The 22,331-nt window shown below is 69.2% G+C and carries 15 protein-coding genes; 2 read left to right on the top strand and 13 right to left on the bottom strand.

What is annotated here, in order from left to right; genetic code table 11:
* The first annotated feature begins 41 nt into the window (after positions 1-41).
* Positions 42-659 carry a hypothetical protein gene (locus tag RZR99_RS07490; RefSeq protein WP_323119112.1) on the top strand — a complete coding sequence of 206 codons (618 nt, stop codon included), beginning with the start codon at positions 42-44 and terminating at the stop codon, positions 657-659.
* A gap of 306 nt (positions 660-965) precedes the next feature.
* Here the strand turns inward: RZR99_RS07490 and RZR99_RS07495 are convergent, their stop codons facing one another.
* Positions 966-3,515, bottom strand: coding sequence for a penicillin-binding protein 1A (locus RZR99_RS07495; RefSeq protein WP_323119113.1), 2,550 nt, complete (start codon positions 3,513-3,515; stop codon positions 966-968).
* Positions 3,516-3,733: 218 nt separating this feature from the next.
* Here RZR99_RS07495 and RZR99_RS07500 point away from each other — a divergent pair, with 218 nt between their 5' ends.
* Positions 3,734-4,558 carry a class I SAM-dependent methyltransferase gene (locus tag RZR99_RS07500; protein ID WP_323119114.1) on the top strand — a complete coding sequence of 275 codons (825 nt, stop codon included), beginning with the start codon at positions 3,734-3,736 and terminating at the stop codon, positions 4,556-4,558.
* A 43-nt stretch (positions 4,559-4,601) separates the two neighbouring features.
* On the opposite strand, the gene RZR99_RS07505 is transcribed toward RZR99_RS07500, so the two are convergent.
* From RZR99_RS07505 to RZR99_RS07560, 12 genes are all read right to left on the bottom strand, one after another.
* Positions 4,602-6,170 carry a thioredoxin family protein gene (locus RZR99_RS07505; protein WP_323119115.1) on the bottom strand — a complete coding sequence of 523 codons (1,569 nt, stop codon included), beginning with the start codon at positions 6,168-6,170 and terminating at the stop codon, positions 4,602-4,604.
* 215 nt (positions 6,171-6,385) lie between these two features.
* Positions 6,386-7,561 carry a porin gene (locus tag RZR99_RS07510; protein ID WP_323119116.1) on the bottom strand — a complete coding sequence of 392 codons (1,176 nt, stop codon included), beginning with the start codon at positions 7,559-7,561 and terminating at the stop codon, positions 6,386-6,388.
* A 118-nt stretch (positions 7,562-7,679) separates the two neighbouring features.
* On the bottom strand, positions 7,680-9,263 hold the full coding sequence (locus RZR99_RS07515) for an amidase (protein WP_323119117.1): 1,584 nt from the start codon (positions 9,261-9,263) through the stop codon (positions 7,680-7,682).
* 104 nt (positions 9,264-9,367) lie between these two features.
* On the bottom strand, positions 9,368-12,559 hold the full coding sequence (locus tag RZR99_RS07520; RefSeq protein WP_323119118.1) for a multidrug efflux RND transporter permease subunit: 3,192 nt from the start codon (positions 12,557-12,559) through the stop codon (positions 9,368-9,370).
* 12 nt (positions 12,560-12,571) lie between these two features.
* Entirely contained in the window at positions 12,572-13,150 is a 579-nt protein-coding gene (locus RZR99_RS07525) for a GNAT family N-acetyltransferase (protein WP_323119119.1), read from the bottom strand.
* Between the two features lie 7 nt (positions 13,151-13,157).
* On the bottom strand, positions 13,158-13,700 hold the full coding sequence (locus RZR99_RS07530) for a GNAT family N-acetyltransferase (protein WP_323119120.1): 543 nt from the start codon (positions 13,698-13,700) through the stop codon (positions 13,158-13,160).
* A gap of 9 nt (positions 13,701-13,709) precedes the next feature.
* A complete protein-coding gene (locus RZR99_RS07535; protein WP_323119121.1) occupies positions 13,710-15,059 on the bottom strand; it encodes a TldD/PmbA family protein in 1,350 nt (449 codons plus the stop codon).
* Positions 15,059-16,492, bottom strand: coding sequence for a TldD/PmbA family protein (locus RZR99_RS07540; protein ID WP_323119122.1), 1,434 nt, complete (start codon positions 16,490-16,492; stop codon positions 15,059-15,061). The genes RZR99_RS07535 and RZR99_RS07540 overlap by 1 nt, the downstream gene beginning before the upstream one ends.
* Positions 16,485-18,119 (bottom strand): ABC transporter ATP-binding protein, encoded by a 1,635-nt coding sequence (locus RZR99_RS07545; protein ID WP_323119123.1) that lies wholly within the window; start codon positions 18,117-18,119, stop codon positions 16,485-16,487. Before RZR99_RS07545 ends, RZR99_RS07540 begins: the two co-directional genes overlap by 8 nt.
* Positions 18,119-19,231, bottom strand: a complete 1,113-nt coding sequence (locus RZR99_RS07550) for an ABC transporter permease (RefSeq protein WP_323119124.1) — start codon at positions 19,229-19,231, stop codon at positions 18,119-18,121. The genes RZR99_RS07545 and RZR99_RS07550 overlap by 1 nt, the downstream gene beginning before the upstream one ends.
* On the bottom strand, positions 19,185-20,237 hold the full coding sequence (locus RZR99_RS07555) for a microcin C ABC transporter permease YejB (RefSeq protein ID WP_323119125.1): 1,053 nt from the start codon (positions 20,235-20,237) through the stop codon (positions 19,185-19,187). Before RZR99_RS07555 ends, RZR99_RS07550 begins: the two co-directional genes overlap by 47 nt.
* A gap of 12 nt (positions 20,238-20,249) precedes the next feature.
* Complete coding sequence (locus RZR99_RS07560; protein ID WP_323119126.1) at positions 20,250-22,181, bottom strand: extracellular solute-binding protein; 1,932 nt, start codon at positions 22,179-22,181, stop codon at positions 20,250-20,252.
* Between the last annotated feature and the right edge of the window lie 150 nt (positions 22,182-22,331).

A 22,331-nucleotide genomic window follows, 5' to 3' on the forward strand; every position in this document is an offset into this window, starting at 1 on the left:
CGGGTTCGCCGCCGTCTCCCTGAGATCGACAAGGATCAATCATGGATATCAAACTCAATTTCATCAACCGCTCGAACGACGTCAACAACAGCCAGATCGTGATTTTCCAGAAGAACGTCGCGACGGATTTCAGCGAGCTGGCGATCGCGTGGAAGGTCATCACGAACTGCGGGCGCGGCGACAATCACCCGTTCGTGTTTCCGATCCGAACGACGGTGACCGCGAGCGACGCGGACGGCAACTACATGCCGCAGCGGCCGGCGCAGAACGGCCAGATGTTCAGCGTGGTGCGCGCGGCGTCGGGCAACGTGCTGGCGCTCGCGGGCGCGTCGTCCAGTTCGCGCGAGATTCAGCTGCGCAACGACTTGCGCAAGGGCGCGATCGCGGTGTCCGCCTTCAAGGACGGCCGGCTGCTCGCGCGCAAGACGGGTGTCGTGCCGGGCCAGAAGGCGGTGTTCGAATTCAAGCCGACGCTGTGGATCGGCACCGCGTCGCAGATCGAGGAAGGCGCGACGCTGAATTCGGCGGTGATCTCCGACATCAATACCGAGCTGTCGCTGCTCGGCGTCGCGAGCGCCGACATCGTGATGTCGGGCGGCGGCGGGGGGACGGCGGCGGTGTCGTATCAGTTTCAGCTGGCGAACGTGATCATGTGCTGAGGTATCGCGGCGTGCCGGCCCGGCGGGCGCCGGGCCGGCGGCAGCAAGGTCGGTCGCCCGAAGCCCGGGATACGCTCTCGTCAGGCGCCGCCCCGTCGCCACGCATGAGGGGTCCACGCTCTCGCTGAATGCCGCACATTGCCTCCGCATCTCCGATGCAGCCCGGAATGGTCGACCTCATTCACCCCGGTTCGCGGCGCACTTCGCCTAAAGGCATGCCGGCGCCAACCGATGACGGCCGGCCCGATACCTGTCGGGCGAGGCGGCGAACCGCCGCGAGCGATGCATGTGCGCACCGCCGCGACGTCAGTTACCCGGCGCTGTCGCCGCCGGCACATCCGGCGTAGGCGTCGGCGAGGACGCGGGATTCTCCAGCGGGAACGGGTTGCCCGGCGCACCGTGAGACCCTTCGCCCGACGGTGCCGAAGCCGAAGCCGCGAGCGGCAAGCTCGCCGCCCCGGCCCCCACGTCGGCGAGCGCCGCGGAAGCGGCCGATGCAGCCGATGCAACCGACGCCACGCCCGCCGAAGCCGGCTGCGCCTCGGACACCGGCAGCGCCCGCTGCGGCGCGCGCGTCGCCTTCGGCGCCGGCGCTTTCTCCGCCGTTCCGAACAGATACCGATACCAGGCTTGCAGCTTCTCGCGGAAAATCTCGAACGTGCTCGGCGGCACGTCGGTCGCGAAGCGTTCGCGCGCATCGATGAGCCGCGCCCGGAACGCGCGCTGATAGAAATCGCCGACGATCGGCAGCGCGCTGCGCGCGCCCTGCCCCCAGTAGTCGCTGCCGAGCGTCACGCGGCCGTCGTCGAAGCCGACCCAGGCGCCCGCCACCAGCTGCGGCTGCATCAGGATGAACCAGCCGTCGGCATTGTCCTGCGTCGTGCCCGTCTTGCCCGCGACATCCGCGCGGATGCCGAAGCGCGAACGGATGCTCGCGCCGGTCCCCCGATTGACCACGTCGCGCATCACGTCGAGCAGCGTGCGCGCCGCCGTGTCGTTCAGCGCGCGCTCCGGCGCCGCGGAATCGAATTCGGCGAGCACGTCGCCGCCGCGGTCCTCGATGCGCGTCACCATGCGCGGCTCGACATACTCCCCGAGGTTCGCGATCGTGCCGTACGCCGACACCATCTCCTTCAGCGTGACCGGGCTCGTGCCCAGCGCGAGCGACGGCACCACGTCCAGCTCGCTGTCGCGCACGCCCATCGCCCGCGCGAGCCGCGCCACCTTCGCCGGGCCGACCGACTGCATCACCTGCGCGGTAATCCGGTTGCGCGAATACGCAAGCGCGTCGCGCAGCGTCATCGGACGGCCGCTGGGCGCGACATCGTCGGTCGGCCGCCAGATCTCGCCGCCCGGCAGCGGAATCTCGACCGGCTGGTCCACAAAGGTATCGTCCGGCTTCGCGCCGGCCGCGAACGCCGCGCCGTAGACGAACGGCTTGAACGTCGAGCCGGGCTGCCGCCGCGCCTGCTGCACGTGATCGAACGGCTCGCTGGCGAAATCGCGGCTGCCGACCCACGCCCTGATCCGGCCGGTGCCCGGCTCGATCGCGATGAAGCCCGCCTGCACGTCGGCCTTGGCCTTGCACAGCGCGCGCGCGAACGCGCGGTCCGCGCCGAGGTGCTTGAGCGCATCGCCGTCGGTCTGCCCGCCGTCGCGCGCCGCGCGGTATTCGGGCGTTTCGCGGATGAAGGTCTTGAACAGCGGATTGCCCGGCGCACAGCCGCTGCCCGCGTTCCAGGCGCCGTTCGCGATCGATTGCAGCTGGTTCGCGTGCTGGGTGAGCGCCAGGGTCGCCATCGTCTGCAGCCGCGAATCGATCGTCGTGCGCACGACGAGCCCGTCGGAATAGATGTTGTAGTCGTTGCGGTCCGCCCACGCGATCAGCCACTTGCGCAGCTGCTGCGCGAAATGCGGCGCGGGTCCGGGCGGCTCGGTCTGCCGCTCGAAGTCGATCCGCAGCGGCTTCTTCTGCAGCGACGCGTACGCGGCCGTCGACAGCTTGCCGTACTTCGCCATCTGCCCGAGCACGATGTTGCGCCGCTGCAGCGCGCGCTCCGGATTCAGCACCGGGTTGTAGTAGCTGTTGCCTTTCAGCATCCCCACGAGCGTCGCGCTGTCGAGCACGTCGAGCTGGTCGGCCGACTTGTCGAAGTAGGTGCGCGCCGCCATCTCGACGCCGTACGCGTTGTACAGGAACGGCACCGTGTTCAGATAGGTTTCGAGGATCTGCGGCTTGCTGTAGACCGCCTCGATCTTGAGCGCGGTGATCGCTTCCTTCAGCTTGCGGGTGAGCGTCGGCGCGCGGCCGATCTCGTCCGGATACAGATTGCGGGCGAGCTGCTGGGTGATCGTCGAGCCGCCCTGGCGGCTACCGGAAAACGTGTGCAGCGCCGCCCCCGCCGTGCGCCGCCAGTCGAGACCGTGGTGTTCGTAGAAGCGATGATCCTCGGTGGCGATCAGCGCATCGACCATGTGCGGCGAGATGTCGGCGAGCGCCACCCATTCGCGGTTCGCCGGCTTGAATTCGGCGAGCAGCTTGCCGTCGGCGGAGAGGATCTGCGCGGGCGCGTCGACGCGAGCCTTGCGGATGTCGCCGATGCCCGGCGTAAACGGAATCAGCGCCAGCACGTACAGCAGGAACAGCGCCGGAAGCGCGGCCACGGCCAACGCCACGCCGCGCCGGGTCGGGTGGCGCAGGCGCGCATACCCGGCGGCCAGCGCGGCCCGGCCGGCGGCCGCCATGCGGCAGGCGACCGGACGCGCGCGGGCGAGCGTCGCGGCGGCGACGGGTTGCACGGACGCGCGCCACTGCGCGCAACGCTCACGGACTAACGATACGAATCGGCGCTTCACGCAAGGCATCGGTCGGGTGGGAAAGCGTGAATCGTACCAAAGCCGGGGGGCGCGGCCGCGAAAGCAGGCGCCCCGTCCAGCAGCGGCGCGCCCACGCCGGACGGCATCCTCCGCATTCGCGATGCGCACGCGAGGCCCCGCGTGTACGATGCCGGAGGCGCGCCCGCCCCGTGGCGCGCGTCCCGCATGCGCGCCCTCCTCCCTGTCCCGGGTGTCCGATGACCACGTATCCGTCCGAGCTGTATCTCCAGGATTTTCATGCGCGCGCGGCCGGCGCGACCCGCCGCGCGTTCGCGCATCTCCGCGCGCGGTCCGCCACCGCCGACTACGCGTCGTCCTACGACGCGCTCGCGGCCGTCGTGCCCCGCGCGTCCGGCGCGCGCACGGTGCTCGACCTCGCCTGCGGCGACGGCCCGCTGCTGGAGCGGCTGGCCGTGCGCGATCCGTCGCTGCGGCTGATCGGCGTCGACATGAGCGAAGGCGAACTCGACGCCGCGCGGGCCGTGCTGCCCGCGCACGTGACGCTACTGCGCGAACGCGCGCAGCAGCTGTCGATCGGCACGGGCACGATCGACGCCGTGCTGGCGCACATGGCGCTGATGCTGATGGAGGACATCGACGCCGTGATCGGCGAGATCCGGCGCGTGCTGAAGCCGGGCGGCACGTTCGCCGCGATCGTCGGGCGCGCGTTCCTGCTCGGCGACGCCGATCGGATATTCATGGACGTGTTCATGCCGATCGCGCGCGAAGCATTGCCGCCGCTGCCGTTCGGCGATGCCCGCGCCGACACGCCGGAAGGCTGGGTCGGCCTGCTGGAAGCGCACTTCGACGACATCCGCTTCGAGGATTTCGACATCGCCTGGACGCCGACGCCGGATGCGCTGTGGGACTCGCTGCTGGAAACCTACGATATCGACCGCCTGCCCGCCGCGCCGCGCGAGCGGTTGCGCACGCAGCTGGTCGCGGCGCTGACGCCGCTGCTGCGCGACGGCCGCCTGCAAACCGGCTGGGGCGTACGCCTGATCCGCGCGCGCGCCAAATAGCATGCCCGGCGCCGCTTCGCGCGAAGCGGCGCCGGGCACCGCGTTACGCCTTCGCCGGCTGAATCAGGCTGCCGCACGTGCCGGCCTGCGGATCGCCCGCCGGCAGCTTGCCGCACACGCCTTCGAACTGCTTCACCACCGACTTGACCGTCGCGTCGTGCGCGCCGCTCTTGTTCCAGCGCACGAGCTGCGTCACCACCGTCGTCAGCGCGCGCCGGTTCGCGCCGTAAAACGCGTTGCGCGTCTGGCCGACCTGCGTGAGCAGGCTGTCCGCGATGCCCTGGATCCGCGCGGTGTCCTCCGGCGCCAGCTCCACCGCGTTCGAGAAGTACTTCGCGCCCCAGCGCAGCTTGGTCGCCGGGCCGCTCGCCGCGTCGTACGCCTTCCGGTACCAGTCGAGCGCGGCGGTCTTGTCGCCGCGCGCCTTCGCGTTCGCCGCCAGTCCCGACATGAAGTAGTACGGGGTGGCCGAGCGCGGCAGCTCCGCCTTCAGCAGCGTGTCCGATGCATCGAGCAGCCCCGCGTCGGTCAGCGTATCGGCGCTCGTGCTGATCACCGCCTGCCGCTCGTAGACGTTGGTCGTCGCCTTGTCGGCCGCCGCAACCTGCTCGCGCACCGTGTCGAGCAGCGGCTTCGCGAGCGGCGCCCCCTTCGGCGCGTCGAGGCGCGCGAGCGACACGCGCCCGTCCAGCGCCAGCAGCCTATCGATCGACGACAGCGAGCGATCGGTGCTCAGGCGCGTGAGCGCGGCATCGTAGGGCTTGCTCAGGCGTGCACGCACCGCCGCATCCTGGCCCGCCAGGTAGCCGACCAGATCGCCGGGCGCCGCCACCAGCACGTCGAAATCGCTGCGGCTCAATGCCGGATCGCGCAATACTTCCTGCAACGCGGCAAGGCCCGCCGCCTTGTCGATCGCCCCCTGCTGCGCGGGATCGCCCCCCGCCGCCGACACGGCCGCCTTCAGTTCGAGCCGCAGCGCATCGGCCGGCGCATGATCGGCCCTCGCATGTTTCGCGAGCGTCTGCAGCGTTTGCGCGACGCGATCGTTCGGTACCGGCAGGTCACCGTCGGTGTCCCACGAGTAATCGGCCAGCATCCGCCATTCCTCCGGCTTCAGCTTCGCGCCGTCCTTCAGCGCGCTCGCGACCGTCTGCCGGACCGGGTGCGCCGCGTTCATGCCGAGCGACAGCGCCTGCATGTAGCGTTCGAGATCGACCTCGCCCGGCAGCCGTGTCACTTCGGTGCCGTCCGGACGGAACAGGATCATCGTCGGGTAGCCGCGCACCTTGAAGCGTTCGCCGAGCTTCTGCGCGCTTTCGTTGTCGCCGTCGAGATAGACCGGCACGAAGAACGACGAACGCTCCTTGAATGCCTGCTGGCTGAAGATGGTCGCCTTCACCTGGTTGCACGACGGACACCACACCGCGCCCCAATACAGCAGCAGCGGCTTGTTGACGCGCTTGGCCTGGGCGAACGCGGCATCCACGTCGCCCTGCTGCCACGCGATGCCCGGCGGCAGATGCACGGGCGCGCTCGGCGCGTCGGCGGCAAAACAAGCGCTCGCGGCCGCGAGCAGCGCCGCGGCCGTGATGATGCGAATCGTAGTGTTCATGACATCCCTCGGCAGGATTGGACGTTCCGCGTTCCGGGCCGTCCGGCCCGCGCGGATTATCGTCGCGATGGGTAGATGGGAAATTTCCGAAAATCGTCTGAAGTATAGAAATATCGCCGGATAAACCCAACACGCGCAAGCGGCAGCGCACAACGCGCTGCCGCCCGGCGGACGGATCGCGGCGCCGGCGGCGCCGCGGTCGATGCATCAGCACATCAGAACTTGTGGCGGATACCGACGATCGCCAGCTCCTGCGTGTCCGTACCCGAATTCGCGCCATACGAGCCGATCGACGCGGCGGCGTTCACCACCGTGCCGTTCGCGCCCAGCGTCCGGCCGCTCGCCTTCTGGTAGCCGAACAGCGCATACAGGTCGGTACGCTTCGACAGCGCGTAGTCGGCGCCCAGGTTCACCTGGTTGTAATGCGCGGACGTCGACCCCGTCAGCGACGTGTAGTTGTAGCCGACCCCGGCGCGCAGCGCCGTCGTGAACTGGTAGTCGACGAACGCCGAGCCGTTGTTGAATTTCGCGGTCTGGGTGAACGCGGACAGCGTATCGGCGCCGTACTGCGTGTTCGAATACGCGATACCGAAGGTGGCCGCGCCGAGCACGTACTGGCCGGCGGCGCGCACGATCTGGATCGATTTCGCGCTCGAGAAGCCCTGGTTGATGACCGTGTTGAACAGCGTGTCCGAACTGCTGGTCCAGGTGCGCACGCCGTTCGTCACCGCGTTGCCGCCGTTCGCGTAGAAGTAGCCCGCGCCGAGCGACAGCGGACCGGCCGCATAGCTCGCCGCGAAGCTGTAGGTGCGGCCGCTGCCGTTCGCGCCCGCCACGCCGCCGAAGCCGTACAGCGCCTCGGCCTGGAACCCGGCGATCAAGGGGCTCACATACTTGATCGAGTTGCTGACCCGCAGGCTGTTGTCGTAGTTGTCGAGGTCGCCCGGCGTCGCGAACACGCCGCCGTAGTTGTTGTCGGCGGTCAGCCCCTGCACCAGGTCGACGATCGGATCGTACTGGCGGCCGAGCGTGACCGCGCCCCAGGCCTGGCTCGACAGCCCGACCACGGCCTTGCGGCCGAACTCGCGCTGGCCCTGGCCGGCCACGCCGGTGCCGACGTTGAAACCGTTCTCCAGCTGGAACAGCGCCGCGAGGCCGCCGCCCAGATCCTCGGTGCCCTTCAGGCCCCAGCGGCTGCCCGACAGGTTGCCGCTGCTGAATTTGACGAGCGACGACTGGTTCGCGCCGGCCGTGTCCTGCACGTTGTGCACATAGGCGATGCCCGCATCGACGATGCCGTACAGGGTGACGCTGCTTTGCGCGTGCGCGCCGGTGGCGAGCAGGGCGCCGGCGGGCAGCGCGAGCAGGGCGAGACGCTTCGTGTGCTTCATGATGTGATTTCCCATTCGTTGAATTCTTCTGCAAACCGGCTGAACGATACGGACCGGCGCGCGGATGGGAAACCAATTAATTCTGCGATGTTTATGAAGGCGGCGTCACGCCGCGCGCTCATGCCGCCGTGCCGAGCGGCGGGATGTTCGAGCGCTCGACGAAGCGCGGCTCGCCGCGCCACTGCGTCGCCTGCTCGAACGCATAGCCGAGCGCGAGCAGGCGCGCCTCGCTCCACGGCGCGCCGACGAACGACACGCCCACCGGCAGCCCGCGCACGAGCCCGGCCGGCACGGTCAGGTGCGGGTAGCCCGCGACCGCCGCCGGGGTCGAGAAGCCGTCGCCCGAACTGTCGCCGTTGACGAGATCGATCAGCCACGCGGTGCCGCCCGTCGGCGCGACGAGCGCGTCGAGCCGATGCCGGCGCAGCACGCGCGCGAGCCCTTCGTCGCGGGCGCGCCGGCGGCACGCGTTCAGCGCGTTCCGGTAGGCCGCGCTGTCGAGCCCGCCCACCGCCTGCGCCTGCACCAGCAGTTCCTGCCCGAAGTACGGCATCTCGCGCTCGCGCTGCGCTTCGTTGAAGGCGATCACGTCGGCGACCGAATGCACCGGCGCATGCGGCGCGAACGCGTTCAGCCACAGCGGCAGCCCGTGCTTGAACTCGTGCAGCAGCACCGCTGCCTCGGCGGCCTGGTAATCGACCTTGCCGAGGTCGACCGGATCGATCACGACGGCGCCGCGCTTCGCCATCACCGCGATCGCGCGCTCGATCTGCGCGTCGACTTCGTCGTGCCCGGTGAAATACGCGCGCGCGATGCCGATCCGCGCGCCGCGCAGCGCGTCCGGGTCCAGCGCCGCGACATAGTCGGCGGGCGCGGGCGCGCGCAGCGTCGCGGGATCGTTTGCGTCGCGCCCGGCCAGCACGGACAGCAGCAGCGCCGCCTCGGCGACGGTGCGCGCGATCGGTCCGGCCGTATCCTGGGTCGCGGAGATCGGGACGATGCCGTCGCGGCTGATCCGCCCGACCGTCGGCTTGAGGCCGACGACGCCGTTGATCGATGCGGGCGACACGATCGAGCCGTCGGTCTCCGTGCCGACCGCCATCGCGGTCAGGTTCGCGGCGACGGCGGCGGCCGAACCCGAACTCGATCCGCTCGTGGACCGGTCGAGCGCATACGGATTGCGCGACAGGCCGCCGACGCCGCTCCATCCGCTCGTCGAGCGCGTCGAGCGGAAGTTCGCCCACTCGCTCAGGTTGGTCTTGCCGAGCACCACCGCGCCGGCGCGTCGCAGACGCCCGACCAGATACGCGTCGCGCGTCGCGCGCACGCCGTCGAGCGCGAGCGAGCCCGCCGTCGTCGCCATGCCGTCGCCCGTCGCGATGTTGTCCTTCAGGGCAACGGTCACGCCGTGCAGCGGCCCGCGCGTGCCGCCCGCCGCCCGTTCGGCGTCGAGCGCCGACGCGATCGACGCCGCCTCGGGATTCGACACGATGAAGCTGCGCAGCCGCGGCCCGCCGCGATCGATCGTCTCGATGCGCGCGAGGTAGTGCCGAACGCTCCCCGACGCGTCGGCCGGATCCGGCACGGGCAGCAGCTCGCTCGCGCGATCCGGCAGCGGGCGCGCCGCCGACGCCAGCGCGCGAACGGACGACGACGCAACGGTGAGCGCGCCGAACGAGGTGAGAAATTGGCGTCGCCGCATCGGGCAGCTCCTGTCGTTGAATTACATGGCGCCGCAGCGCGGCGGCGAATCGATGGCGGGAGACCGGACGACGCGCACGGGCGCGGCGCCTCGCGACGGCGCGATCAGTCGCCCGCCGCGCTCGGCTCCGGCGCCTCGCGGCCCGTGTCGCGCTCCGCCTCGCGGCGGCGGGCCGGGCCGCGCATCCGGCCCGCGCGCAGCGACGCGACCACATAGAACGCCACCGGCGCGAACACCAGCCCGAACAGCGTCGCCGCCAGCACCCCGCCGAACGCGCCGGTGCCGATCGACCGGCGGCTCTCCGCGCCGCCGCCCGTCGCCAGCACGAGCGGCACCACGCCGAGCAGGAACGCCATCGACGTCATCACGATCGGCCGGAACCGCGCCGCCGCCGCGTCGATCACCGCGCGCTGCAACGGTATGCCGCGCGCGTACAGATCGCGCGCGAACTGCACGATCAGGATCGCATTCTTCGCCGACAACCCGATCACCGTGATCATCGCCACCTTGAAGTACACGTCGTTCGGCATCCCGCGCAACAGCGCCGCCGCGATCGCGCCGATCACGCCGAGCGGGATGATCACCAGCACCGACAGCGGGATCGTCCAGCTCTCGTACAGCGCCGCGAGCGCCATGAACACGGCCAGCACCGACAGCCCGATCAGCAGCGGCGTCTGCTGCGCCGCGACGGTTTCCTCTCGCGCCGCGTCGACCCAATCGTACGCCACGCCGATCGGCAGGCCGGCCGCGAGCCGTTCCATCTCGGCCATCGCCGCCCCCGAGCTGTGGCCGCTCGACGCGCGCCCGCTGATGTCGAGCGACGGATAGCCGTTGTAGCGGCTCAGCGCGACGGGACCGATGCTCCAGTGCGGGATCGCGATCGCCGACAGCGGCACCATGTCGCCGGTCTTGTTCGGCACCGTCAGCGCCATCAGCTGCGTATCGGTCATCCGCGCGGCCGCGTCCGCCTCGACGATCACCCGGCGCATCCGGCCCGCCGCCGGGAAATCGTCGATGTAGTTCGAGCCGAAGGTGCCGCCCAGCAGCGCCGCGACCTTGTCGAACGACACGCCGAGCGCATACGCCTTCGCGCGGTCGATCTCCAGCACGACGCGCGGCGCATCCGGCAGATCCTCCGAGTGCACCGACGCGAGCACCGGATCGGCCTTCGCCAGTTCGGTCAGATGCGCGCGCGCGGCCTTGAGCGCCGCGAGCCCGACGCCGCCGCGATCCTCGAGCCGGAACGTGAAACCGTCGGAGTGACCGATCCCCGGCACCGACGGCGGCAGCGCCGCCGTGACGTCGCCGTCGAGAATCTCCGCGAAGCGCTCGTTGAGCCGGTCGCGCAGCGCCATCGCATCGATGCCGCGCTTGCTCCAGTCCTTCAGATCGACGAACGCCATCGCGACGTTCTGTCCGCTGCCCGAAAAGCTCCAGCCGATCACGCTCGTCACGTTCGCGATGCCCTGCTGCTCGTTCAGGATCGCCTCGACGCGATGCACGACCGCCATCGTGCGTTCCTGCGTCGCGCCCGCCGGCAGCTGGATCATCACCTGCATCTGGCCCTGATCCTCGGTCGGCAGGAAGCCGCTCGGCATCGCCCAGTACAGCAGCCCGCCCACGCAGAGCAGCGCGACGTAGATCCCCGCCACCGGGCCGATCCGCCGCACCGTGCGCGCCGTCAGCCAGCGGTAGCCGACCGACGCGCGCGTGAAGCCGTCCGCGAAGCGGTCCGCGAGGCGGGTGCCCCAGCCGAACCGTCCGGGCCGCCCGGCGCCCGGCGCGGCCGGGCCCGCCGCGGGCTTCAACAGGTTCGCGCACAGCGCGGGCGTGAGCGACAGCGCCATGAACGACGACACCAGCATCGATGCGATCATCGATACCGCGAACTGCCGGTAGATCCCGCCGACGCCGCCCGGGAAAAACGCCATCGGCACGAACACCGCCGTCAGCACCGCGGTCACGCCGATGATCGCCCCGCCGATTCGCTGCATCGCGCGGCGAGTCGCCTCGCGCGGCGCCAGTCCTTCCTCCTCCATCACGCGGTGCACGCTCTCGACCACGACGATCGCGTCGTCCACCAGGATGCCGATCGCCAGCACCAGCCCGAACATCGTGAACACGTTGATCGACAGCCCGAACATCCACATCGCGAGGAATGCGCCCATCAGCGTGACGGGAATCACGACGGTGGGCACGAGCGTGTAGCGCAGGTCGCGCAGGAACAGCCACATCACGCAGAACACCAGCACGACCGCTTCAAGCAGCGTCAGCACGACCTCCTGGATCGCGATGCGCACGAAATGCGCGCCGTCGAACGGAATCTCGACCGCGACGCCGGACGGCAGCCGCTTCGACAGCTCGGCGAGCCGCGCGCGAATCGCGTTCGAGGTTTCGAGCGCATTGCCGCGCGGGCCGAGCTGGATGCCGACCGTCGCGGCGGGCCGGCCGTTCAGCCGCGACCAGAACGAATAATCGTCGCGGCCCAGCTCGACGCGCGCGACATCGCTCAGCCGCACCGACGAGCCGTCCGGCTTCGACTTCAGCACGATCCGGCCGAACTCGGCCGGCGACACGAGCTGCCCTTTCACGATCACCGACGCGGTCAGCTGCTGGCCCAGCGCAAACGGCGCATCGCCGATCGCGCCGGCCGTCACGGCCGCGTTCTGCGCGGACACGGCGGCGATCACGTCATCCGCGCCGAGATCGTATTCGCGCAGCTTCGCGGGATCGATCCAGATCCGCAGCGCCTGGTCGGCGTCCCACAGCTGCGCGGAGCCGACGCCCGGCGCGCGCTTCAGTTCGCGCAGCACGTAGCGGCTCAGGTAGTCGCTCAGCTGGACCGAATCGCGCGTGCCGTCGGTGGACGTGAGCGTCACCAGCATCAGGAACGTATTCGCCGCCTTGAACACGCCGATGCCCTGCTGCACGACCTGCTGCGGCAGACGCGGCTCGACCTGCTTCAGGCGGTTCTGCACGTCGACCATCGCGATGTCCGGATTGGTGCCGGGCGCGAACGTCACGTCGATCTCGAGCCCGCCGTGACCGTCGCTGCTGGTTTCGTAATAGAGCATCCCGTCGGCACCGTCGAGACTCTCCTCGATGATGCTGCCGACGCTGCCGTCGACGGTTTCGGTCGACGCGCCCGGATAGTTCGTGGCGATCACGACGCGCGGCGGCGCGAGGCGCGGATACTGCGCGACCGGCAGTTGCGGGATGGCCAGCACGCCCGCGATGACGACCGCGATCGCGACGATCCACGCGAACACCGGCCGGTCGATGAAAAAGGATGGCATCGTTGCGTCCCGTCAGTCTGCCTGTGCCGCGAACGCGGGGGCGTCGGCGAGCCGCGCCATGTGCAGCACGTCCATCAATGCGCCGTCGCGGCTCGCATAGCCGCGCGAGCGCCCTTCCTCGGCGAAGCCGAAGCGGCGATACAGCGCGATCGCCCGCGCGTTGTCGGCGAACACCGTCAATTCGATCCGGCGCAGTCCGAGCGCGCGATCCGCGCGGCCGACGAGCGCCGCCATCAGCGCGGTGCCGACGCCGCGCCCGCTGTACGCGTCGTGCACGTTGATGCCGAGCGACGCGCCGTGCGCGCGGCGCGGCGCGCCGACCTCGATCCCGCCGTGCCCGACCACCCGGCCGTCGACCAGCGCGCACAGGTCGAGGCTGCCGTTGCGGCGGCTCGCGCATCGTGCAAGCCAGGCTTCGACCGTTTCGCGCGAACGGTGCGGCAGCGCGAGCGAATACCGCACCACCAGCGGCTGGTGGCGCAGATCCGCGATCGCCTGCGCATCGGACAGTTCGGTGGCGCGGATCGTCACGCCGCGGCCCGGTGTCGTGCGCTCGTGGTTCGAAGCGTCGTTATTGTCGTCCGTCGTCATCTTTTTTCTAATCCGCCGCGAGGGGCATGGGATCCTTCAGCCGCGCCATCAGACAGGCGTCGGCAAGCACGCCGTCGCGCAACGCGATGCCGCGCTTCAGTGCTTCCACGTCGAAACCGAACCCGCGATGGAACGCGAGCCCCGGCCGATCGTCGGCATACACGTTCACTTCGATCCGCCGCAGGCCGAGCCAGTTGTCCGCGAGATCGAGTGTTTCCCGCATCAGCGCGCGGCCGATGCCGCGCCGCCGCCACGCGTCATGCACGGTGAGCGCGAGCACCGCCGCATGCGCGCGCCGGTATTTGCCCTGCGTCAGTTCGGTCCAGCCGACCAGCGTCGCGCCGGCCCACGCGCCGATCGCGTGCTGATTCATCGCCAGCGATTCGAGCCGTGCGCGCCGCGCATCGAGCGTCATGCCGGGCGCATCCATGCTCCAGCGCTCGATCTCGGGCCGCAGCGCGAGCGCGTGCAGCGATTCGGCATCGTCCGCGCACAGCCCCCGCAGGATCAACCCGGCGGGCAACGACGCGCGGGTCGCAACGGAAGCCATGCGCGCCGCCTACAACGTCAGCTCGAACGAACGGACCAGCACGCCCGGCACCTGCATGCCACCCGTCGCGCGCTCGCCCCACGAATCGTCGTTCAGCAGCAGCGACGGCACGGCATCCAGGTGTTCCAGCGCGTCGCCGAGCAAGCGGTAGAGGCTGTCGTCGAAGCGCATCGCGTCGACCGGCGCGACGATCCTGCCCTGCTCGACCCAGAATGTCGCGAAGCGCGTCATGCCGGTCATCCGGCAGTTCATCCGGTCCGAGAAATTCACGTACCAGAGATTGCCGACATACAGGCCGGTGTCGAGCGTCGCGAGCACGTCGGCGTCCGCCAGCGCGCCGCCCGCCATCGACAGCGCGGCCGGCATCTCGCCGTCCGCCGCGCCGTTCGGGTTCAGCCCGTACTCGCGCGCGGTGCGCGCGCTGACCAGCTGCCCCGCGCTGCGGCCCGCCGCGACGAGCGGCACGCTCTCGCTCCGGTAGCCGTCGGTATTGAACGCGGGGGCCATGCCGAGCGTCAGGTCGTCGGCGAGCGTCACGCGCGGATCGAGCGCCACGTCGCCGACGTGCAGCTTGTGCAGCGGGCTGCGCGAACTGGCGTGCGCGCGCGCGGAGAAACCGCCCCAGCTCACCAGCCCCGCCAGCTCGCCCAGCGCGGCGGGCGCCAGATACGTGCGGTAGCGGCCCGGCGCCAGCGCCTTCGGCGCGAGCCCGAGCACCGGCAAGCGCGCGGCGGCCTGCTCGACCTTGTGCGCGAAAGCGGCATCGCTCCACTCGTCGCCCGCGTAGACGGTCTTGATCGCGCGCCCGCTCGGATCGTACAGCGACCAGCTGAAATTGAAGTTGACGACTTCATACCAGCCGCGGCTGCCGCCCGTCGACGCGAAGCCGCGCGCGAGCGTGCCGCCCGCGTAGAAGCCGACGAAATCGAGCCCGTGCGCGCATTCGGCGACGGTGCGCGCCAGCGCGGCCGCGTCGGGCAGGCGGCCGGCGCGGCGGCTCGACTGCTGCCACGACGAGGTATCGAACAGCAGGTGCGGATCGTCCGGCGCATCGCCCAGGCTGTCGCGCAGCGTCGCGAGCGCGCCGGCGAGCGCCGGCAGATCGGCGGCCGGCTCGCCGCAGATGGTGAGCGACAGCGACGCCTGGCGCGCGCCGTCGATCAGCCGCACCTTCAGCTTGCCCTGCACGACCTGGCCCGTCTGGCGGATCCTGCCCGCGTTGAAGCGGATGAAATCGGAGTGCTCGGCCGCGAGCGACAGCAGCACCGTTTCGCTGCCCTGCTTCAGCCGGCCGGATTCGTCGGCGAGCGCCGCGAAATGGCCCTGCCAGTCGATCGCGGCTGCCGTGGATTCGCTCATCACGCGCCTCCGAACACGTCGACGTCGCCGAACACGCACGCGGGCGACGCATGGCCGACGCGGATCACCTGCGCCGGCTCGCCCTTACCGCAGAACGGCGTGCCGTAGACGCCGCGGGTCCCGGCGTTGCCGACCGCGCGCAGGCTGCGCCAGAAATTCGCGGAGATGCCGCGATAGTTCGGCTGCTTCACCACCTGGGTCAGCTTGCCGTTCTCGATCAGCTGGCCGAACTCGCAGCCGAACTGAAACTTGTTGCGGTGGTCGTCGATCGACCAGGACGTATTGGTGCGCATCAGGATGCCGTGTTCGATGCCGGCGATCAGCGCGTCGAGCGACTGCGTGCCGGGCTCGATGTTCAGGTTCGCCATCCGGTCGATCGGCGGGCGATTCCAGTTCGACGCGCGCGAATTCGCGACGCCGGGCAGCCGCGCGCGCTGTTGCGACAGCGCGCCGCCGAGCGGACGCTCGAGCACGCCGTCGCGAATCAGGTATTGCTTGCGCGCGGCGCTGCCGTCGTCGTCGAACGCGTAGGACGCCGCCTCCTCGGACAGCTCGGGATCGAAGGTCACGTTCAGCAGCGGCGAACCGTACTGGTAGGTACCGAACATCTCCGGCTTCACGAAGCTCCAGCCGGCGAAGTTACGCTCGTCGCCGAGGATCCGGTCGAGCTCGAGCGGATGGCCGATCGACTCGTGAATCTGCAGCATCATCTGGTCGGGCATCAGCAGCAGGTCGCGCCGGCCGGACGGGCAGTTCGGCGCGGCGAGCAGTTGCAGCGCCTCGTCGGCGACGCGTTCGCCCGCGCCGTCGAAGCGGTGGCGCGCCAGAATCTCGAGCCCGCCCTGCGCAAGCGTTCCGTAAGCCCCGAGCGAACGCACCTGGGTGTCGCCGTTCGCGTGCGCCGCGACGCTCAGATGCGGCATCAGGAAGCGAAAGCGCTGATCGATCCGCACGCCGTCGCTCGTCAGGTACAGCTGGTCGGTGTGCGTGACCTGCACGCCGGCCGTGCGCTCGACGATGCGCGCGTCGATCTTCGCCGCCGCGCACTCGTGCGCGAGACGGTCGATCCATTCGCGTCGCGTGGGCAGCGGGCTGTCGAAATGCGGCGACACGTAATGGCCGCTCGCATTCGGCCGCGCGACTTCGCGGTGATCGATCAGCGACAGCGCGGCGCTCGCTTTCGCGCGCGCCGTGGCGACGTCGAGCGCGGCCTGCAGGCCGGCCGCCGACAGGTTCACGGTGGCCGCGTAGCCCGCGCCCGCGCCGGACCATGCGATCAGCATCGCGCCGCGATCGCGCACGCTCGACAGCGGCTGCGCGACGTCGTTGCGCACTTCGTGATCGTCGATCCGTTCGTCCACCACGCGCAGCGACCAGAAATCGGCATCGCTGCGCAGCGTGCGAGCCGCCGCGGCCCAACCTTCGTCAATCATCCGCGCTCTCTTGCTGATCGCGCCCCGGCATCATCATCGACGACGCCAGCAGCGACTGGGTATAGGGGTGGGATGGCGCGTTCAGCACCTCGAGCGTGTCGCCCGCCTCGACCACGCGCCCGCCTTTCATCACGATCACCCGGTGGGCCATCGCCCGCATCACGGCCAGATCGTGGGTGATGAACAAATAGCTAAGTTTGTACTTTTTCTGGAGGTTCGTCAGCAGCCCCAGCACCTGTTTTTGTATAGAAACGTCGAGCGCGCTGGTCGGCTCGTCGAGCACCAGCAACTCCGGCTTCACGGCCAGCGCCCGCGCGATCGCGATCCGCTGGCGCTGGCCGCCCGAGAACTCGTGCGGATAGCGCAGCATCGATTCGGCCGGCATGCCGACCTCTTCCAGCAGACCCGCGATCCGCGAACGCCGCGCGGGGCCGACCACGTCCGGCTGATGAACCGCCAGCCCCTCGCCGATCACCTGCTCGATCGTCATCCGCGGCGACAGCGAGCCGAACGGATCCTGAAACACCACCTGCATCCGCGCGTACAGCTGACGGCGCTCGGCCGTCGAGCGCAGCGACGCGAGAGGCAGCCCGTCGATCTCGATGCGGCCCGCCGCCGGACGCTGCAGGCCGAGCACGGCCGCCGCGAGCGTCGACTTGCCCGACCCCGATTCGCCGACGATCCCGAGCGTTTCGCCGCGCCGCAGATTCAGATCGACGTCGTGCACCGCGCGGAACGTGGTGCGGCCGAACAGCGATCTCAGTCCCTTTGCCGCGGTGCGGTAGTCGACCGCGAGCTGCGTCACGTCGAGGATCTTGCGCGCCGCTTGCGTCACCGGCTCGATCGCCCGCTGCGGCTCGCTGTCGAGCAGGCGCTGCGTATACGGATGCTGCGGACTGCGGAACAGCGCCTCGGTGGTATTGGTCTCGACCAGCACGCCCTTTTCCATCACCGCGACCCGCTGCGCGAAGCGCCGCACGAGATTCAGATCGTGCGTGATCAGCAGCACCGCCATCCCGCGCTCGGCCGCTTCCTGCTCCTGCAGTTCGATCAGCAGATCGACGATCTGCTGGCGCACCGTCACGTCGAGCGCGGTGGTCGGCTCGTCGGCGAGCAAGAGGCGCGGCCGGCACGCCAGCGCCATCGCGATCATCGCGCGCTGCCGCTGGCCGCCCGAGAGCTGGTGCGGAAAACTGTCGATCCGGCGCTCCGGCTCGGGAATCCCGGTGCGCCGCAGCAATTCGATGCCGCGCTCGCGCGCCGCGCCCGGCCTCAGCCCTTCGTGCAGGCGCAGGCTCTCCGCGATCTGCTTGCCGACCGTATACAGCGGGTTGAGCGCCGTCATCGGTTCCTGGAACACCATCGCGATATCCGCGCCGCGAATGCCGCGCATCTGCTGCTCGGTTTTCTGCAGCAGATCCTCGCCGTCGAACAGCATCCGTCCCGACAGCGTCGCCTGGCCGACCAGGCGCAGGATCGACAGCGCCGTCACGCTCTTGCCCGAGCCGGACTCCCCGACCAGCGCGACGCGTTCGCCGCGCGCGATCGACAGGCTCAATTCCTGCACGGCCACCGTGTCGCCGAACCGTACCGAGAAGCGGTCGATTTCCAGCATCGCCTTCGTCATCACTTGCCCCCGCCGAACGCAGACCCGCGCGAACGGGTGTCGAGCGCATTGCGCAGCGCATCGCCCATGAAGGTCAACAGCAGCAGCGTGATCACCAGCGCGGCGAACGCCGACATCGAGATCCACCATGCGTCGAGATTGTTCTTGCCCTCCTGTAAAAGCTCACCGAGGCTCGGGGTCGGCGGCGGCACGCCGAGGCCGAGGAAGTCCAGGCTCGTGAGCGACAGGATCGCCGCGCTCATCCGGAACGGCAGGAACGTGATGACCGGCGTGAGGCTGTTCGGCAGCACGTGACGCCACATGATCTGCCAGTTCGACAGGCCCATCGTGCGGGCGGCCTTCACGTAGTCGAGCGAGCGGTTGCGCAGGAATTCGGCACGCACGTAGTCGGACAGCACGAGCCAGCCGAACATCGACAGCAGGATGAACAGCAGCCACAGCGACGGCTCGAAGATCGACGCGAAGATGATCAGGAGGTACAGGTCGGGCATCGAGCTCCAGATCTCGATCAGGCGCTGGCCGATCAGGTCGGTGCGCCCGCCGTAGAAGCCCTGCAGCGCGCCCGTCAGCACGCCGATCAGCACGCCCGAGATCGTCAGCGCCAGCGCCATCAGCACCGACAGCCGGAAGCCGTACAGCAGCCGCGCCAGCACGTCGCGGCCGAACTGGTCGGTGCCGAGCCAGTTGTTGCGGGTCGGCGCCGCCGGGTACGGATGCGCGGCGAAGTAGTCGATCGTGTCGTAGTGGTAGCGGCTCGGCGGATAGATCGCGAAATTGCCGTTCGCCTCGATCTTCGACTTGATGTACGGATCGAGATAGTTGGTCTTGGCCGGGAAATCGCCGCCGAACAGCGTCTCCGGATAGTCCTTCACGATCGGGAAGTAGTAATGCCCTTCGTAGCGCACGACGAGCGGCCGGTCGTTCGACAGCACTTCGGCGAACAGGCTCACCACGAACAGGGTCGCGAAGATCACGAGGCTCCAGTAGCCGAGCGGCTGGCGGCGAAATCGCAGCCACGTGCGCCGCCACGGCGACGGCGACGCCGCGCAGTCGACGAGCACCGGATCAGTGGTCCAGGCGGTTGAATTGGATGCGGGGGTCGACGAGGACATAGCAGACGTCAGCGATAAGTTTGGTAACGAGGCCGATCAGCGTGAACAGGAACAGCGAGCCGAGCACGACGGGGTAATCGCGGCGGATCACCGAGTCGTACGACAGCTGCCCCATGCCGTTCAGCGAGAACAGCGTCTCGATCAGCAGATTGCCGTTCAGGAACGCACCGACGAACGCGGCGGGCAAGCCCGTCAGCAGCGGAATCGCCGCGTTGCGCAGCACGTGCTTCCACAGCACGTCCCGTTCGGGCGCGCCCTTCGCGCGCGCCGTCAGCACGTACTGGCGACCGATTTCCTCCAGGAAGGTGTTCTTCGTCAGGATGGTGACGATCGCGAAGTTGCCGACCACCGACGCGGTGACGGGCAGCGCGATGTGCCACAGATAATCGAGAATCTTGCCGAACACCGACAACTGCTCGAAGTTGTCGGAGGTGAGCCCGCGCATCGGGAACACCTGCCAGAAGGTGCCGCCGCCGAACAGCATCAGCAGCAGCACGCCGAGCACGAAACCCGGGATCGCGTAGCCGGTCAGCACGAGCACGCTGGTCACCGCGTCGAAGCGCGAGCCGTTGCGCACCGCCTTCGCGATCCCGAGCGGCACCGAGATCAGGTAGGTCAGGATCACCGTCCACAGGCCCAGCGTGATCGACACCGGCAGCTTCGAGCGGATCACGTTCCACACGCTGTCGTGCGCGTAGTAGGACTGGCCGAGATCGAACGTCGCGTAGCTCTTCAGCATCATCGCGTAGCGCGTGAGCGGCGGCTTGTCGAAGCCGAACTGCTTCTTGATCTGCTCGATCTGCTGCGGATCGACGCCCTGGCTGCCGTGATAGCCGCCGCCGCCGCCGCCCGTCTCGCCGCCGCGCATGGTGCCGTGGCGCAGCTGGTTCATCACCTGTTCGACCGGACCGCCCGGCACGAACTGGGTGACGACGAAGGTAATCGTCACGACGCCGATCAGCGTCGGGATCATCAGCAGCAATCGCCTGAGAATGTATGCAAGCATGGTGTGTCCTCGCTACGACGCGTTGCGCGCCGGCTGCGCCGCGTTGCCCGGCTTCTTCTGGTACCAGTAGTCGATGATCCAGTCCTCGTACTGATAGGTGGTGGGCACGATCGCCGGGTGGCCGAGCGTGTTCTTGTAGGCGATGCGCGCGTTCGGCAGGTAGTACTGCGGCACCAGCACGTACAGATTGATCAGCACCCGGTCGAGCGCGTGCATCGCGGTTTCCAGCTCGTCCAGGCTGTTCGCGTCGAGCGCCGCGCGGATCAGCGCGTCGACCGCCTTCGAACGCACGCCCGGGTAGTTCTCCGAGCCGACCTGCGACGCCGCCGCGCTGCCGAAGCGGCGCGTCAGCTCGGCCCCCGGAATGGTGACGGGCGCATAGATGTAGGTCGTCATGTCGTACTCGAAGTTGTCGAGCCGCTTCTGATACAGCGCGCTGTCGATCTCGCGCAGCGTGGCGTGGATGCCGAGCATGCCGAGGGCCTGCGCGTAGGGCAGGATCAGGCGATCCATGCCCGGCTCGTCGTCCATGATCTCGATCGTCATCGGCGTGCCGCTGGCGTCGCGCAGCGCGCCGTCGCGGTAATGCCAGCCGGCCTGCGCGAGCAGATCGCGCGCCTGGCGCAGATTCGCCCGCAGCGAGCCCGGCGGCACCGTCGTCGGCTGCATCATCATCGGCCCGAACACTTCCGGCGGCAGGTCGGCGCGGAACGGATCGAGCAGCGCGAGTTCCTTGTCGGTCGGCACGCCGGTCGCCTTGAACGGGCTGGCATCCCAGAAGCTGTTCGTGCGGCGGTACTGCCCGTAGAACATCATCCGGTTCATCCAGTCGTAGTCGAACGCGAGCGCCAGCGCGTGGCGCACCCGGACGTCCTTGAACATCGGCTTGCGCAGGTTGATCAGGAAGCCCTGCATCTGCGCCGGGCCGTCGGGAAACTCGCCCTTCTTCAGCAGCCCGTTATTGAAATTCTTGCCGACGTACTTGCGCGCCCAGGCGGACGAGCTGTATTCCATCCGCGCGTCGACGTCGCCCGCCTTGAAGGCCTCCAGCGACGTGTACAGGTCGAGATACAGCTTGAACGACACCTTCGCGAAGCGGAACATGCCGCGCCGGGACGGCAGGTCGGCCGCCCAGTAGTTCGGGTTGCGCCGGTAGTCGATGTCCTTGTCGTCCTTGCGCTGCGCGATCAGGTACGCGCCGCTCGCGATCGGCTCCACGTTCGCGATCTGGTCGAACGGCGGACGCTTGCCGTCCGGCCCCATCCCCCATTTCGGCGAGAACACCGGCAGATCGCCCGCGATCAGCGGCGCGTCGCGCTCGGCCTGCTTGAAATCGAAGCGGACCGTCAGACGGTCGACGACTGTCGCGCGCTTGATCACCGAGAACTGCGCGTTGACGATCGGCGACGCCTGCGGGCTCGTCAGCGTGTCGAACGAATACTTGACGTCGGCGGCGGTGATCGGATCGCCGTTCGAGAAGCGCGCGGCGGGATTGATATGGAAAGTCGCCGAGGTGAGATCGGGCGCGACCTGCACGTCGTCGGCGATCAGCGCGTACTCGGAGGCCAGTTCGTCCCAGCTGCGCTGCATCAGCGTGTCGAACATCAGGTTCTTGATGTCCGGCGCGGGCGAGCCGCGGGTCAGGAACGGATTCAGCGAGTCGTAGCTCTGCGCCTGATCGTAGTTTTCGAAATTGAGCGTGCCGTCGTTCGGCGCGTCGGGATCGGCGTAATCGAAATGCGTGAAATCGGCCGGGTACTTGGGTTGATCGTATTGCGAGATCGCGGGGACGGCCAGGGCGGCCGACGGCGCGAAAGCGGTCGCCGTCAACGCCGCGCACGCGAGGGCCGCGATACGCGCGATTCGCCCGCGTTGCCGGGCGGCCGGCGGCGCGCACGGGGCCGATTGCGGGGCGCGCAGCGAACGCAACGTCACAAGTCTCATCTTCAGCCTGCTCAGGAACGCGCCGGCTTGTGGCCGGCGCGGATTCAGTGTGGTTGTCGCAACGGTTCGACGCCGCCGGATCGCGACTCGCGTCGAACGCTCCGGAACAGCATCAGGCTAAAAAAAAGGCCGCTCCCAAGGGGTGATGAA

The organism is Burkholderia alba, assembly GCF_034721475.1.
In the GTDB taxonomy this organism is placed as follows: domain Bacteria; phylum Pseudomonadota; class Gammaproteobacteria; order Burkholderiales; family Burkholderiaceae; genus Burkholderia; species Burkholderia alba.

Excerpts from the sequence above, each read along its gene's own strand:
- RZR99_RS07490 (WP_323119112.1), top strand. The coding sequence starts at position 42 with ATGGATATCAAACTCAATTTCATCAACCGCTCGAACGACGTCAACAAC.
- RZR99_RS07500 (WP_323119114.1), top strand. The coding sequence starts at position 3,734 with ATGACCACGTATCCGTCCGAGCTGTATCTCCAGGATTTTCATGCGCGC.
- RZR99_RS07505 (WP_323119115.1), bottom strand. The coding sequence starts at position 6,170 with ATGAACACTACGATTCGCATCATCACGGCCGCGGCGCTGCTCGCGGCC.
- RZR99_RS07510 (WP_323119116.1), bottom strand. The coding sequence starts at position 7,561 with ATGAAGCACACGAAGCGTCTCGCCCTGCTCGCGCTGCCCGCCGGCGCC.
- RZR99_RS07515 (WP_323119117.1), bottom strand. The coding sequence starts at position 9,263 with ATGCGGCGACGCCAATTTCTCACCTCGTTCGGCGCGCTCACCGTTGCG.
- RZR99_RS07520 (WP_323119118.1), bottom strand. The coding sequence starts at position 12,559 with ATGCCATCCTTTTTCATCGACCGGCCGGTGTTCGCGTGGATCGTCGCG.
- RZR99_RS07525 (WP_323119119.1), bottom strand. The coding sequence starts at position 13,150 with ATGACGACGGACGACAATAACGACGCTTCGAACCACGAGCGCACGACA.
- RZR99_RS07530 (WP_323119120.1), bottom strand. The coding sequence starts at position 13,700 with ATGGCTTCCGTTGCGACCCGCGCGTCGTTGCCCGCCGGGTTGATCCTG.
- RZR99_RS07535 (WP_323119121.1), bottom strand. The coding sequence starts at position 15,059 with ATGAGCGAATCCACGGCAGCCGCGATCGACTGGCAGGGCCATTTCGCG.
- RZR99_RS07540 (WP_323119122.1), bottom strand. The coding sequence starts at position 16,492 with ATGATTGACGAAGGTTGGGCCGCGGCGGCTCGCACGCTGCGCAGCGAT.
- RZR99_RS07545 (WP_323119123.1), bottom strand. The coding sequence starts at position 18,119 with ATGACGAAGGCGATGCTGGAAATCGACCGCTTCTCGGTACGGTTCGGC.
- RZR99_RS07550 (WP_323119124.1), bottom strand. The coding sequence starts at position 19,231 with ATGTCCTCGTCGACCCCCGCATCCAATTCAACCGCCTGGACCACTGAT.
- RZR99_RS07555 (WP_323119125.1), bottom strand. The coding sequence starts at position 20,237 with ATGCTTGCATACATTCTCAGGCGATTGCTGCTGATGATCCCGACGCTG.
- RZR99_RS07560 (WP_323119126.1), bottom strand. The coding sequence starts at position 22,181 with ATGAGACTTGTGACGTTGCGTTCGCTGCGCGCCCCGCAATCGGCCCCG.